Annotated in this window: 14 protein-coding genes; 13 read left to right on the plus strand and 1 reads right to left on the minus strand. The window is 65.9% G+C overall.

Annotation, left to right across the window (positions count from 1 at the left end):
* The first annotated feature begins 85 nt into the window (after positions 1–85).
* The 12 genes from exbB (at position 86) to P9254_RS21285 (ending at position 12,916) form a co-directional block, all read left to right on the plus strand.
* On the plus strand, positions 86–1,084 hold the full coding sequence (exbB, locus tag P9254_RS21230) for a tonB-system energizer ExbB (RefSeq protein ID WP_278057092.1): 999 nt from the start codon (positions 86–88) through the stop codon (positions 1,082–1,084).
* Positions 1,085–1,091: 7 nt separating this feature from the next.
* On the plus strand, positions 1,092–1,571 hold the full coding sequence (gene exbD / locus P9254_RS21235; RefSeq protein ID WP_278051694.1) for a TonB system transport protein ExbD: 480 nt from the start codon (positions 1,092–1,094) through the stop codon (positions 1,569–1,571).
* Positions 1,568–2,545 carry an energy transducer TonB family protein gene (locus P9254_RS21240; protein WP_278057093.1) on the plus strand — a complete coding sequence of 326 codons (978 nt, stop codon included), beginning with the start codon at positions 1,568–1,570 and terminating at the stop codon, positions 2,543–2,545. The genes exbD and P9254_RS21240 overlap by 4 nt, the downstream gene beginning before the upstream one ends.
* A gap of 159 nt (positions 2,546–2,704) precedes the next feature.
* Positions 2,705–3,799, plus strand: coding sequence for a transporter substrate-binding protein (locus P9254_RS21245; protein WP_278057094.1), 1,095 nt, complete (start codon positions 2,705–2,707; stop codon positions 3,797–3,799).
* The gene (locus P9254_RS21250; RefSeq protein ID WP_095826241.1) at positions 3,796–4,398 is read left to right on the plus strand and encodes an ANTAR domain-containing response regulator; all 603 of its coding nucleotides are present in this window, start codon (positions 3,796–3,798) and stop codon (positions 4,396–4,398) included. Before P9254_RS21245 ends, P9254_RS21250 begins: the two co-directional genes overlap by 4 nt.
* Positions 4,399–4,417: 19 nt before the next feature.
* The gene (locus P9254_RS21255; RefSeq protein WP_176478976.1) at positions 4,418–5,284 is read left to right on the plus strand and encodes an ABC transporter permease; all 867 of its coding nucleotides are present in this window, start codon (positions 4,418–4,420) and stop codon (positions 5,282–5,284) included.
* On the plus strand, positions 5,281–6,201 hold the full coding sequence (locus tag P9254_RS21260) for an ABC transporter permease (protein ID WP_067323079.1): 921 nt from the start codon (positions 5,281–5,283) through the stop codon (positions 6,199–6,201). The genes P9254_RS21255 and P9254_RS21260 overlap by 4 nt, the downstream gene beginning before the upstream one ends.
* A 33-nt stretch (positions 6,202–6,234) precedes the next feature.
* Positions 6,235–7,878: an ABC transporter substrate-binding protein gene (locus P9254_RS21265; RefSeq protein WP_095827469.1), complete on the plus strand. Its 1,644-nt coding sequence runs from the start codon at positions 6,235–6,237 to the stop codon at positions 7,876–7,878.
* On the plus strand, positions 7,868–8,812 hold the full coding sequence (locus P9254_RS21270) for an acetamidase/formamidase family protein (protein ID WP_278051691.1): 945 nt from the start codon (positions 7,868–7,870) through the stop codon (positions 8,810–8,812). Before P9254_RS21265 ends, P9254_RS21270 begins: the two co-directional genes overlap by 11 nt.
* 151 nt (positions 8,813–8,963) lie before the next feature.
* Positions 8,964–10,772 (plus strand): ABC transporter ATP-binding protein, encoded by a 1,809-nt coding sequence (locus tag P9254_RS21275; RefSeq protein WP_278057095.1) that lies wholly within the window; start codon positions 8,964–8,966, stop codon positions 10,770–10,772.
* A gap of 129 nt (positions 10,773–10,901) precedes the next feature.
* Entirely contained in the window at positions 10,902–12,296 is a 1,395-nt protein-coding gene (locus P9254_RS21280) for a multicopper oxidase family protein (RefSeq protein ID WP_278057096.1), read from the plus strand.
* A 125-nt stretch (positions 12,297–12,421) separates the two neighbouring features.
* Entirely contained in the window at positions 12,422–12,916 is a 495-nt protein-coding gene (locus P9254_RS21285) for a hypothetical protein (RefSeq protein WP_095779821.1), read from the plus strand.
* A 54-nt stretch (positions 12,917–12,970) separates the two neighbouring features.
* On the opposite strand, the gene P9254_RS21290 is transcribed toward P9254_RS21285, so the two are convergent.
* On the minus strand, positions 12,971–13,150 hold the full coding sequence (locus tag P9254_RS21290) for a hypothetical protein (RefSeq protein ID WP_278057097.1): 180 nt from the start codon (positions 13,148–13,150) through the stop codon (positions 12,971–12,973).
* Between the two features lie 275 nt (positions 13,151–13,425).
* On the opposite strand from P9254_RS21290, the gene P9254_RS21295 reads away from it, so the two are divergent.
* Positions 13,426–13,761, plus strand: coding sequence for a hypothetical protein (locus tag P9254_RS21295; RefSeq protein ID WP_127247301.1), 336 nt, complete (start codon positions 13,426–13,428; stop codon positions 13,759–13,761).
* Positions 13,762–13,797: the final 36 nt, after the last annotated feature.

Genomic DNA, 13,797 nt, shown 5'->3' on the forward strand with positions numbered 1-13,797 from the left:
TGATGGACATCTTAATAGTTGACTCGCTAACTCATGTTTTCTAGTCAGACGGCATTGGCGTGCAATGATGAAGCGAGGACTAGCCTTGTCCCGGAACAGTCTTTTTGTGGTGCTGGCCGCGTTCGCCATTCTTGCGGCCGGCTCCTTTCTTCCCGACGTCGCGCTGGCGCAGGAGCAGCCGGCACCCGCGGCACCGGCCGCACAAGCGCCCGCTCAGCAGCCCATAACAGCTCCGGCAGCCGTGCAGGCAGCTCAGGCCCCGGCCGCGGCACAGCCCCCGGCGACGGAGGCACCAACCGCTGCCGCACCGACCGAACCGCGCGTTCAGCCGGCGCCGGGCACTGCCGGGGGCGAAGAGACTTCCGCCATTGCGCTGACGCTGCCGCATGACCTGTCGCCCTGGGGCATGTTCATGAATGCCGACATCGTGGTGAAGGCGGTGATGGTCGGACTTGCTCTCGCTTCTCTGGTCACCTGGACGATCTGGCTCGCCAAGTCGCTGGAGATCCTCGGCGGCAAGCTCAAGGCGCGGCGCGCGGCGAACGCGATCGGCAATGCCGCGACGCTGATGCAGGCCGGCCGCGCGCTCGGCCACAGCGGCGGCCCGGGCGCGCTGCTGGTGCGGGCGGCGGAGGAAGAGCGCGCGCTCTCGGCCGGCGCGTTGGATCACATCTCGGGCGACGGCCTGAAGGAGCGCGTCACCTCGCGGCTGTCGCGCATCGAGGCGGCAGCGTCCCGGCGCATGTCGCGCGGCACCGGCCTGCTCGCCACCATCGGCTCCACGGCGCCCTTCGTCGGCCTGTTCGGCACCGTCTGGGGCATCATGAACGCCTTCATCGGCATCTCGCAGGCGCAGACCATCAATCTTGCGGTGGTGGCGCCGGGCATCGCCGAAGCCCTGCTCGCCACGGCAATGGGTCTGGTGGCTGCGATCCCGGCGGTGGTGATCTACAACGTCTTCGCGCGATCGATAGCCGGCTACAGGCAGATCCTCGCCGACGCCTCGGCAGGCGTCGAGCGGCTGGTCAGCCGCGACCTCGATTTTCGCACGGTGCCGCCGGCAACCGCGTTGGCAGCGGAGTGAGCGGCCAATGGCGGCGCGGATTCGCGAGACGGCCGGCGACGATCTCGAGGAAAGCCACGAGATCAACGTCACCCCGTTCATCGACGTCATCCTGGTGCTTTTGATCATCTTCATGGTCGCGGCTCCGCTTGCGACCGTCGACGTCAATGTCGACCTGCCCGGGTCGACGGCGACGCCGGCGCCACGGCCGGAGACACCGCTGTTCCTGACGCTGAAAAGCGATCTTTCTCTGGCGATCGGCAATGAGGCTGTGCCGCGACCGAGCTTCGCCACCGTGCTCCACAGCCGCACCAAGGGCGACAAGCAGACCCGCATCTTCCTGCGCGCCGACAAGACGGTGGGCTATGGCGAGCTGATGGAGGCGATGAACCTGCTGCGCGCTGCGGGCTACCTCAAGATCGCGCTGGTCGGGCTGGAGACGGCGTCCGGCACCGGGGCTGCGGCCGCCACCTCCGCGCCGGCGACAAGCGGAAGCGCGGCGCAATGACGCAAGCGATCGCCGCCTTGTCCACCCAGCCACGCTTCGGCTTCCGCGAAGCCGGTCTGTGGGCAAGCGCGGCCACGGTTATTTTCGCCGCGCATGTCGCGGTCGCTTATGCGGTGCAGAATCTGAGCTTTACCGAGGTGCCGGACGGCGGCCCGCCGCCGGCGCTGGCTGTCGAATTGGCGCCGCTGCCGACGACGCCTGCCGTGCCGGAAGAGGCGGCCATGCTGGACACGGTCACGCCGGAGCCGCCCGATGCAATCGAGGAGGCGCCGGCGGTCGGCGAAGTGAAACCGGTGACCGATCCGGCGCCGGTCGTGAAAAGGGTCGAGCCGGTCGCCGAGCCGCCGGTCGTTTCCGACAAGGCGGCGGAGGCCGAACCGGCGGAGACAGCAGCTGCGCTCAGCGAGCGGCCGCCGCTGGACGAGGTCGTGCCCGACCCTGTCGAGACAGCTACTCCCGACGTCGTCGTTCCGCTGCCGCAGCCAAAGCCTGTCGAGGCGCAGCCGAAGGCAAGCCAGCCCGTCGAGGCGAGGAAAAAAGTGGAAAAGAAGCCGGTCGAAAAGCCGAACCAGAGGAAAAGGGCAAAGGCCGCGCCGCCAAAGGCCGTGACGATGGCCGGCATCGATGCCAACGCAGGCGCGAAGGCCGCCGCGCCGCAATCCTCCGACTCGGTGTCGCGATCGAGCGTCAGCCCGTCGCGCTGGAATTCCAACTTGGCGGCATGGATCAGGCGGCATACCCGCTATCCGAGCGCGGCGCGCTCCAGGCGCGTCGAGGGCACGCCTACTGTAACCTTCACGGTAGACGTCTCCGGCAGGGTGGTCTCTGCCCGGCTGGCGCAATCCTCGGGCGATCCGGATCTCGATCGCGCCGCGCTCGGCGTGTTGCAGGGCGCGTCGGTGCCGGCGCCGCCGGCCGAACTCGGCGCCCACGTCACCCGCACCGCGCCTTTCGTCTTCAGCCTGCGCGATTAGATGCCCCGCCGCGCCATGCAACTTTGAGGCTTGACTGGCGGGCGGTAGGGAATAGGGTAGCTGCGAACATATCGGCCTCGGTCGCCGGACGGCAAGAATGCCTCGTATGCCTCGCCTGTCGGCGGCGGCTGCGGGGCTTTTTCATTTTTGGGGCATTGCTTGAAACGGCGTATCGAGATCGGCGTCCTCTATTCGCGATCCGGCAGCTACCAGCTCGTCTCGGACGCGTGCCGCACGGGCGCGATGCGGGCGATCGCCGACATCAATGCCGACCGAAGCTGCGGGATCGAGCTGGTGCCGGTCGAACGCGATCCGCAAAGCAATGCCGACCGCTACGCCTCACTTTGCGAGGATATCTTCCGGACCAGCAGCGCCCGCCACGTGATCGGCTGCATTACCTCCTGGAGCCGCAAGGAGACGATCCCTGTGCTGGAGAAGGCGGGCGGCATGCTCTGGTATGCCTGCCCCTATGAGGGGTTCGAGGCCAACGAGCATGTCGTCTACATGCATGCCTGCCCGAACCAGCATCTGGTTCCGCTGATGGCTCATGTAGCGCCGCGTTTCGGCGCCAACGGCTTCCTGCTCGGCTCGAACTATATCTGGGGCTGGGAGATGAACCGCGTCGCGCGCGACCTGATCGCCGACGCTGCGGGCAAGGTGCTCGGCGAGCGCTACCTGCGCATCGGCGAAACCGACGTTTCGCGCCTAATCGATGAAATCCGCGCCACGCGGCCGAATTTCATCCTCAACAACCTCATCGGCACCTCGTCCTATGCCTTCCTGGCGGCATATCGCGACTTGGGACTCGAGAATGCGGCCTTCAAGGCCGATGCCTGCCCGGTCATATCCTGCAATCTCACCGAGGGCGAGTTGCCGGCGATCGGCGAAACGGGCAGGGGCCATTTGTCGGCCGGACCCTATTTCGCGCCGCGCCCGGCTGCCTTCGCCTCGTCCTTCGAGGCGTCCGCCTATGCATCGGTGCAAGTGATGGCGGACGTGCTCTCCGGCGATCCCGACGCCGGCCCGGCGGCGTTCTCAAAAGCCTTCGCCGGGCGCCGCTTCACGACGCGCCTGGGGCCTATCGCAATCGATCCGCACACGCAGCATGCAACCCTGCCGGTGATCATCGGGCGCATCGCCGATGGATTTTTCGAGGTCGTCAGCCGCGAGGAAGAGGTGGCGCCCGATCCCTATCTGTCGCGTTACGACCCGGCGAAGACCTTCGGCCGTCCGCGGCTCAGGGTGGTGTCGTGAGCCGGTCCGCACGCATCCCCAATCTCGGCGGCGCGCGGGTTTTCGTGCTGCATCGCCCGCACGCGACGGTGCAGGCGATCACCAGGCAGCTGTCGGCGATCGGCCTTGAGGCGGTCGAATGCTGGCCGCAATTGCCGGCAGAGGCGCTTGCCGCGGATTTCGTCTTCTTCGACGCCGATCTCGGCTTCGACGAGCAGTTCCCGTGGCAGCCGGGCGAGGCGCCGATGCCCCTGGTGGCGCTGATCGGTTCGGAAGCGCCGGGCCGCATCGAATGGGCGCTGTCGCAAAAAGCCGACGCGCAATTGTTGAAACCGGTCGGCAATGCGGGCGTGTACAGCGCGCTGCTGATCGCCCGGCAAAGCTTCGAGGCGGGGAAACGGCTGGCCGACGAGATCGCGTCGCTGCGCCAGCGCGTCGGCGAGCGCCAGACCATCGTGCGCGCGGTCGCGGCGCTGTCGAAAGGCAGCGACGACGATCGCGCCTATGCGCAGTTGCGGTCGCTGGCGATGAGCTGGCAGATCAGCGTCGAGGAAGCGGCCCGGCGGATCGTGGCGATGACGGAAAACGAGGATGGCGGTGACCAATCCCATCGCGCCTGATCTCCCGGCGCCGGGCCAAATGCCGGTCAAGCCGCGCGCCGGCGTCTGGCGCCGGCTGCTCAAGCGGCCGCTGGCGCTGCTCGGACTCTTCATCGTCGCCATCGTGCTTGCTGGCGCCATCCTGGCGCCGTGGCTGACCGGCTACGATCCCAACGAGCAGATGTTCGACGGACTGACGCTGGAAGGTTCGCCCTTGCCGCCGAACGCCAAGTTCTGGCTGGGCACCGACCTGCTCGGCCGCGACCTGTTGACCCGCATCCTGTTCGGCGCCCGCACCTCGCTGATCATCGGCATCGTCGCCAACGGCGTGGCGCTTCTGATCGGTACGCTGGTCGGCGTCACGGCCGGTTATTTCCGCGGCTGGATCGGCAGCGCGCTGATGCGCTTCACCGACCTGATGATGGCCTTCCCGGCACTGCTTCTCGCCATCTGCCTGGCGGCGGTGTTCGAGCCGAGCCTTTGGATCGTTGCCATGGTGATCGCGCTGGTCAACTGGGTGCAGACCGCGCGCGTCATCTACACCGAAACCTCGTCGCTGTCGGAGCGCGAGTTCATCGATGCCGAGCGCACGATAGGGGCGAGCGCGCCGCGCATCCTGTTGCGCCATATCCTGCCGCATCTGCTGCCGACCATCATCGTCTGGGGCACGCTCGGCATCTCGACCACGGTGCTGCTCGAAGCCACGCTCAGCTATCTCGGCATCGGCGTGCAGCCGCCGACGGCCTCCTGGGGCAACATCATCTTCGAGAACCAGACCTATTTCCAGGCGGCGCCCTGGCTGGTGTTCTTCCCCGGCGCCGCGATCCTGGCGCTTGCGCTTGCCTTCAACCTGATCGGCGACGCGCTGCGCGACATCCTCGACCCGACGCAGAGGGGGCGGGCATGATCGCCTATCTCGGCCGACGTCTCATCCAGTCGCTGCTCATCCTGCTCGGCGTCTCGCTGATCACCTTCGCGCTGCTCTATCTGCTGCCGGCTGATCCAGTGCGCCAGATCGCCGGCCGCAGCGCGACGCCCGACACGGTTGAAAACATCCGCAGGCAGCTCGGCCTCGACCAGCCCTTCATCGTCCAGTACTGGCACTATCTCACAAGGCTGCTCAGCGGCGATCTCGGCCGCTCCTACATCCAACGCTCTGAAGTCACCGAGCTCATCGTCTCGCGGCTGCCGGCGAGCCTGCTTCTGATGGTCGGCGCCATCCTGTGCGAGCTCGCGATCGGCCTTACCATGGGCCTGATCGCCGCCGTCAAGCGCGGCACCTCCACCGATCAGACCTTGATGGTCGCCTCCTTTGTAGGCGTCTCGGCGCCGCAATTCGTCGTCGGCCTGCTCCTGCTCTATGTCTTCGCCGTCCGGCTCGGCTGGTTCCCGATCGGCGGCTACGGCAGCTGGCGGCATCTTGTGCTGCCCTCGCTGACCATGGGCATACTCGGCGCCGGCTGGTATGCGCGCATGATGCGCTCGTCCATGATCGACGTTCTGCGCCAGGACTATATGCGCACCGCCCGCGCCAAGGGCCTGGCGCGCGGCGCCATCCTGTTCCGCCATGCGCTGCCCAACGCCATCCTGCCGGTGGTCGCCATGATCGGCATCGACATCGGCGTCTTCATGGGCGGCATCGTGGTGGTCGAAAGCGTCTTCGGCTGGCCCGGCATCGGCCAGCTCGCCTGGCAGGCCATCCAGCGCGTCGACATCCCGATCATCATGGGCGTCACCCTGGTCTCGGCCTTCGCCATCGTGCTCGGCAACCTGCTGGCCGACGTCATCGCGCCCTTCATCGACCCCCGAATTAAACTCAGATGAACAAGGCAACAACCAGAGAAAGGGAACAGTGACATGAGACGATTTCTGGCATCCACCGTGGCGGCCTCGGCGCTTGCGCTGATGCTCGGCATGGCAAGCGCGCGCGCCGACGACGCGGTCGACCCTAACGCCAAGCAGGGCGGCGCCATCACCATCACCTACAAGGACGATGTCGCGACGCTCGATCCGGCGATCGGCTACGACTGGCAGAACTGGTCGATGATCAAAAGCTTGTTCGATGGCCTCATGGACTATGAGCCCGGCACCACCAAGCTGAAGCCCGACCTTGCCGAAAGCTACGAGATCTCGCCGGACGGCAAGACCTTCACCTTCAAGCTGCGCCACGGCGTGAAGTTCCACAATGGCCGGGAGATGACGGCCGACGACGTTAAATACTCGCTCGACCGCGTCACCAATCCGAAGACGCAGAGCCCGGGCGCCGGCTTCTTCGGCTCGATCAAAGGCTATGACGAGGTCGCCGCCGGCAAAGCGAACAGCCTCTCCGGCGTCACCGCGGTCGATCCCTATACGATCAAATTCGAGCTGACCCGCCCGGACGCCACCTTCCTGCATGTCATGGCGATCAATTTCTCGCATGTGGTGCCGAAGGAGGAGGTCGAGAAATACGGCGCCGACTTCGGCAAGCATCCGGTCGGCACCGGCGCCTTCAAGCTTGCCGAATGGACGCTCGGCCAGCGCATCGTCTTCGAGCGCAACCCCGACTACTGGCACAAGGGCCTGCCGCATCTCGACAAGATCACCTTCGAGATCGGCCAGGAGCCGATCGTGGCGCTGCTGCGCCTGCAGAAGGGCGAGATCGACGTGCCCGGCGACGGCATTCCGCCGGCCAAGTTCCAGGAGGTGATGAACGATCCGGAGCAGAAGGCCCGCGTCGTGGTGGGCGGGCAATTGCACACCGGCTACATCACCATGAACACCACCATGCCGCCCTTCGACAATGTGAAGGTGCGCCAGGCGGTGAACATGGCGATCAACAAGGACCGCATCGTTCAGATGATCAACAACCGCGCGGTGCCGGCCAATCAGCCGCTGCCGCCGTCGATGCCCGGTTACGACAAAGCTTTCAAGGGCTACCCCTATGACGTCGCCAAGGCCAAGGCCCTGCTTGCCGAGGCCGGCCACCCCGATGGCTTCGAAACGCAGTTGTTCGCCATGAACACCGACCCCAATCCGCGTATCGCGCAGGCGATCCAGCAGGATCTGGCGGCCATCGGCATCAAGGCCAGCATCCAATCGCTCGCCCAGGCCAACGTGATTGCCGCCGGCGGCGACAAGTCCGGCGCGCCGATGATCTGGTCGGGCGGCATGGCCTGGATCGCCGATTTCCCGGATCCGTCCAACTTCTACGGACCGATCCTCGGCTGCGCCGGCGCGGTGCCGGGCGGCTGGAATTGGGCGTGGTACTGCAACAAGGATCTCGACGCCAAGGCGGCCGAAGCCGATTCGGTCGTCGATCCGGCAAAGTCCGCGGATCGCGAGAAGATGTGGAGCGCGATCTACGACAAGATCATGGAGGACGCACCCTGGGCGCCGGTCTTCAACGAGCAGCGCTTCACGCTGAAGTCGGCCCGCATGGGCGGCGCCGACAATCTCTATGTCGACCCGGTCCATATCCCGATCAACTACGACAATGTGTATGTGAAAGATGTGCAGTAACTGCGACTACACCATCCACGGGCGCCATCACCACTTCGGCTGGGACAATTCCTTTGCCCCGGCCGAGCGCGTGGCACCTGGCTCGACGATCGAGTTCCAGTGCCTGGATTCTTCCGGCGGGCAGCTCAAGGCCGACAGCACCGTCGGCGATATCGCCAATCTCGATTTCGGCATGATCAACCCGGTGACCGGGCCGATCTTCGTCGAGGGCGCCGAGCCCGGCGACGCGCTGAAGGTGACGATCGAAATGTTCAAGCCGTCCGGCTTCGGCTGGACGGCGAACATTCCGGGCTTCGGTCTGCTTGCCGACGACTTCAAGGAGCCGGCACTCAACATCTGGAAATATGACCCCGGCTCGCTCGAGCCGGCGCTGTTCGGCAGACAAGGCCGCGTGCCGCTGAAGCCGTTTGCCGGCACGATCGGCAACGCGCCGGGCGAGATGGGCCACCATTCGGTGGTGCCGCCGCGGCGCGTCGGCGGCAATCTCGACATAAGGGACCTTGCCGCCGGCACCATTCTCTATCTGCCGGTGGAAGTGGCAGGCGCGCTGTTTTCGGTCGGCGACACGCATGCCGCGCAGGGCGACGGCGAAGTGTGCGGCACTGCGATCGAGAGTCCGATGGACGTCGTGCTCAAGCTCGACCTCGTGAAGGACGCGCGGCTGAAGACGCCGCGCTTCACCACGCCGGGCCCGGTGACGCGGCATCTCGACGCCAAAGGTTATGAGGTGACGACCGGGATCGCGCCTGACCTGATGACCGGCGCCAAGCAGGCGGTCAGTCAGATGGTCGACCTGCTGGCCGGCCGATACAAGCTCGACCCGGTTGACGCCTATATGCTGGTCTCGGTCTGCGGCGATCTCAGGATCAGCGAGATCGTCGACATGCCGAACTGGGTGGTGTCGTTCTACTTCCCGCGCTGCGTGTTTGAATGAGAGGTCGGCGCCCCACCCCCGCCCCGCTGCTTCGCAGCGACCCTCCCCACAAGAGGGAGGGTAAAACGCCAGCGCCCTACCTCCCCCTCGTCGGGAGGTCGGACCAAAGGTCCGGGTGGGGACCGGCGCTCCGACTTGCTCGGGGAGAGCAATGACGCAAAGCGTTCGCGAAGTTCCATCAGCGCTGGCCGGCGAGGCGGTGCTGGAAATCGCCGGCCTCAGCGTCAGCGTGCGCGGCGAGGATGGCGAGCGCGAGGTGGTATCCGGCCTATCGCTGTCTCTCAAACGCGGCGAGACGCTGTGCATCGCCGGCGAGTCCGGCTCCGGCAAGTCGATGACCGCGCTGGCAATCATGCAATTGCTGCCGCAGCCGGCCGGCCGCATCGCCGCCGGCACGATCCGGCTTTGCGATAAGGATGGCAGTGCCGTCGAGCTGACGGTGCTCGACGAACGGCGCATGCGCGACATTCGTGGCGACCGCATCGCCATGATCTTCCAGGAGCCGATGACCTCGCTCAATCCGGTGCTGTCGATCGGCCGGCAGCTCACCGAGTCGATCGAGGCGCATACCGGTGTATCCCACACGGAGGCCAAGCTGCGCGCGGTCGCGGCGCTAAAGGCGGTGCGCATCTCCGAGGCCGAAAGCCGGCTGAAACAATTTCCGCACGAGCTGTCCGGCGGCATGCGCCAGCGGGTGATGATCGCGATGGCGCTGGCGCTCGAACCCGCAGTGCTGATCGCCGACGAGCCGACGACGGCGCTCGACGTGACGGTGCAGGGCGAGGTGCTGGAACTGCTGCGCGACCTGCAGCGCCAGCACGGCACCAGCGTGATCCTGATCACCCACGACATGGGCGTCGTGGCCGAAATGGCCGATCGGGTGATCGTCATGCGCAACGGCCGCATGGTCGAAGAGGGGACGACATCGGCTATTTTTGCCAGGCCGCAAGCCGCGTATACGCGCGAGCTCCTTGCCGCCGTTCCGCGCATCGGCTCCGGCGCGCGCCGCCGGGCTTCCGGCGAGTCCGACGTGGCGGCAATGCAAGACAAGGTGGCGGTCGTGAAAGACCTGCATGTCCGCTTCGACCTGCGCGGTGGCTTCTTCGGCCGCGTCAACCGAAGGGTGCATGCCGTCGAAGGCATTAGCTTCTCGATCGCGCCGAACGAGACGCTGGCGCTGGTCGGCGAATCCGGCTGCGGCAAGTCGACCACCGCCAAGGCGCTGGCCGGCCTCGTTCCTTATAGCGGCGGCGTGACGATCGGCGGACGCGAATTGTCCCGCCTCGGGCGCGACGAGCGCAAGGCGGTGCGACGAGACGTGCAGATGGTCTTCCAGGACCCTTATGCCTCGCTCGACCCGCGCATGCGCGTCGGCGAGCTGGTGGCGGAGCCGCTGCTGATCCATGGCATCGGCTCGAAGGAAGAACGGCGGGAGCGCGTGGCAGCGCTGTTCGAGCGGGTCGGTCTCTCGTCTGAGCAGATGGAGCTTTATCCGCATGAATTCTCGGGCGGCCAACGCCAACGCATCTGCATCGCGCGGGCGCTGGCGCTGAGGCCGAAGCTGATCATCGCCGACGAGAGCGTTTCGGCGCTCGACGTTTCGGTGCAAGCGCGCGTGCTCGATCTCTTGAAGGAGCTGCAGCGCGAATTCGGCGTCGCCTATCTGTTCATCTCGCACGACATGGCGGTGGTCGAAAACGTCTCGGATCGTGTCGCCGTCATGTATCTCGGCCAGATCGTCGAGATCGGCAGTCGCGACCAGGTGTTCTCCAATCCGCGCCATCCCTATACGCGGCGGCTGATCGAGGCCGTGCCTGTTCCCGATCCGTCATTGCGCCGGACACGCTTTGCCCGTCTCGACCGCGAAATTCCAAGCGCGACGCGGCGGATCGGCGAGAGCGTGCCGAAACTGGTGCTCAAGGATTTCGGCGGCGGACATTTCGCCGCCGTCGGAGATTGATCAGGATCACGGCCTGCCGCATTCAGCCTGGCATTCGATTGGCTTTCGGGAGCGGCGATCTGTCCGTTTCGGGATGTACGCGAATGATGGTAGAGCCTGAAGCCGCCACTCACCCATTCCGGATTCTCAATGTCGGTCTTCACACGCCGCAGACTCCTGCAGGGCGCCGCGGCGGCCGGCGCGGCCGGCATCGGCCTCTCGACCGCCGGCAAGTTCGCCGGCTGGGCGGCGGCGAAACCCGAACCGCTGATCTTGAAGACGGCAGGCATAGCAGCGCAGTTGATGGCCGGCGCGCCAACGAAGAATGTCCTGACCTATGGCGAGGCCGGCCCGCCGCCGGTCATCAGGATGAAGAAAGGCAAGCCATTCGCTGCGCGGCTCGTCAACGGCATCGACGACCCGACGACCATCCATTGGCATGGCATCCGCGTTCCCAACAAGATGGACGGCGTGCCGTTCATGATCCAGCCCTATGTGTATCAGGGCGATCATTTCGACTACGCCTTCGCGCCGCCAGACGCCGGCACTTTCTGGTATCACCCGCATTGCAATACGCTGGAACAGATGGGCCATGGGCTGACCGGCGTCATCGTGGTGGAAAACCCGAACGATCCTGCCTTCGATGCCGAAGTGGCGCTCAATCTGCGCGACTGGCGCCTCGGCGATGACGGCCAGTTCGTCGCGCAGTTCCGGCCGCGCGATGCGGCGCGCAGCGGCACCTATGGCACGGTGCGCACGGCCAACTGGCTCGACCAGCCGCAATATGACGCGCCGGCCGGCGGGCTGGTGCGGCTGCGGGCCGCCATCACCGACGTCGCGCGCATCTATGGCTTCCGCGTCGACGGCGCCGAGGCCACCGTCATCGCGCTCGACGGCAATCCGGTGCCGCAGCGCTTTGCGCCCGACGCCCTGCAGCTCGGGCCCGGACAGCGGCTGGAGCTTGCCGTCCGCATGCCCGACGACGAAGGCGCGATCGTCAGCCTGCGGGATGTCAGGGGCACGAAGCCAAAGGTTCTGGCGACGCTGCGTGCGGTCGGCCAATCGCTCAAGCGCGACCTTCGCGATCTCGGCCCGCTCGAGCCCAATCCGGTGGCGGAGTTGGACGTCGCCGGCGCGAGGCGCATTCCGCTGGCGCTGAGCGCCACGGCCGAAAATGTCGCGGCCGACAGCATCTGTGGGTCGCTCGGCTATAGTTTCTGGGCCATCAACAAGGTGCCGTGGCCGGGCGACACGCCGGACCCGACGGCGCCGCTGGCCGAGCTGAAACTCGGCCAAAGCTACATCATCGACATGGAAAACCTGACGCCGCACGCGCACCCGATCCACCTGCACGGCATGAGCTTCAAGGTGCTGTCGTCCTCGACGCGAGCGGTCCAGCCGCTTATCTCCGATACCTATCTGATCCAGCCCGACGAGAAGGTGCAGCTGGGCTTCGTCGCCGACAACCCCGGCGACTGGCTGCTCCACTGCCACATCATCGAGCACCAGAAGACGGGCATGACGAGCTATTTGCGCGTGGCGTGAGCGCAAGGAGCGATAGGCGCCCTCGCCTTTGCCCGGAATTTGCGGACCTCGACGGGTTGACGCCCTTGCCCGCTTGCCTAGGTAGGCAAGAGGCGCTGGGGCGGCACGCAACTCCGACCGACGGCATGACATCTTTGCGCATTCGAAAACTTGCCCTTGTTGCGGCAGGCATCTCCATCCTGTCGTCCTGCGTCATCCCCGACGATACGTCGCGGGTCGCGAAAGAGGATCCCACCACGGCCGCCGCCCGCCGGGAAATGGTCGGCCTCAGCGAGGCCGATGTTCGCATGTGCGCCGGCTTTCCGACCGCGACCGCCGATGTGGGACCTTCCGGCCAGATCTGGACCTATCAGCGCAGCGTGCAGCGCGGCAATCTCAACATCGCGGTGCCGACCATGGCCCTGGGCGCTATCCCCGCGGTTGGAGGGTCCGTCAACGTCGCGCCCGGCGGCTATTGCAACACGCAGATTCGCATGCTCGGCGGCCGTGTCGCGGAAGTGACCTATGCCGGCGACAACAATTTGCCCAACAGCATCGATGCGCTCTGCGTCAGCACGGTGGACGCCTGCGTGGCCTATGCGCGACAGCGCAATCGCAAAGCGACGGCGGTCTCCAGGTGATCGGGCAATACCGGCCACGCGGAGCGTCCAATTCGCACTTATCCTGGAGCTGCTTTAGCGTCCGCCGGGATGAATGGCGCCGGGCTCTTTTTCGGAGGCGCCGCGTGAGGCTTGCCGGCCCGTGTCTCTGCGGGTTTCGGGCGGCGAGGCGTCCATCAGGTTCCTGACCTTGGCGTTGTTGTGCGCATGGATGATGGCTCGGCCGAGATGGAGCAGGATTCCCACCACTGACATTGGTACTTCTCCGTTGAGATGGCGGATATGTCGGCGGCGGGACGCCCAACCCAATGCGCCCCGTCTGTTTCGTGGGAATGACGCGGAAGATGGCTTCTCGTTGCCAATTCGTGACCTGGAAACAGAGCAGGCCGGCGTGCAGGACGCAGGATGCTAGTGGAAACATGATCTGACGCCCATATGTGCGGCGGGAAAGAAAAGTGATGCTGGTCGCCGCAAATCGTCCCGAATCCGAAGGTCTCTCGGCCGCCCAATTCGAGACGATGGAGAGGTCGATGAAATTGTCCGTCCTTACCCTTGCCGGCACCATGCTGGCGCTGGCGCCCGCGGTTCAGGCGGCGCCGATGATCGGTATCCCGGCTGGAGACGGCCTCGTGCAGCAGGCGCATGTGACATGCGCGTACCTGACGGAAGACGGCTATTGCGTGCGCCCGCACAAGAAGCACAAGCATTGGAAGCGCGAGCGGCACTACCGGCCGGTCTATCGCACCTACGAGCCGCAGCCGTCGGACGAGTATTACTGGCGCTACGAGCGCCAGCGGCCGATTGTCCGCGTCATCCCCGGCTATCCGCGGCAGGATGAAGACAATTGGGACGATTGGGATGATTGAGCGACTGGCGGGCCCAGAGCCCGCCCCTGCTTTCGG

The sequence above is a fragment of the Mesorhizobium sp. WSM4983 genome (assembly GCF_029625765.1).
In the GTDB taxonomy this organism is placed as follows: Bacteria; Pseudomonadota; Alphaproteobacteria; order Rhizobiales; family Rhizobiaceae; genus Mesorhizobium.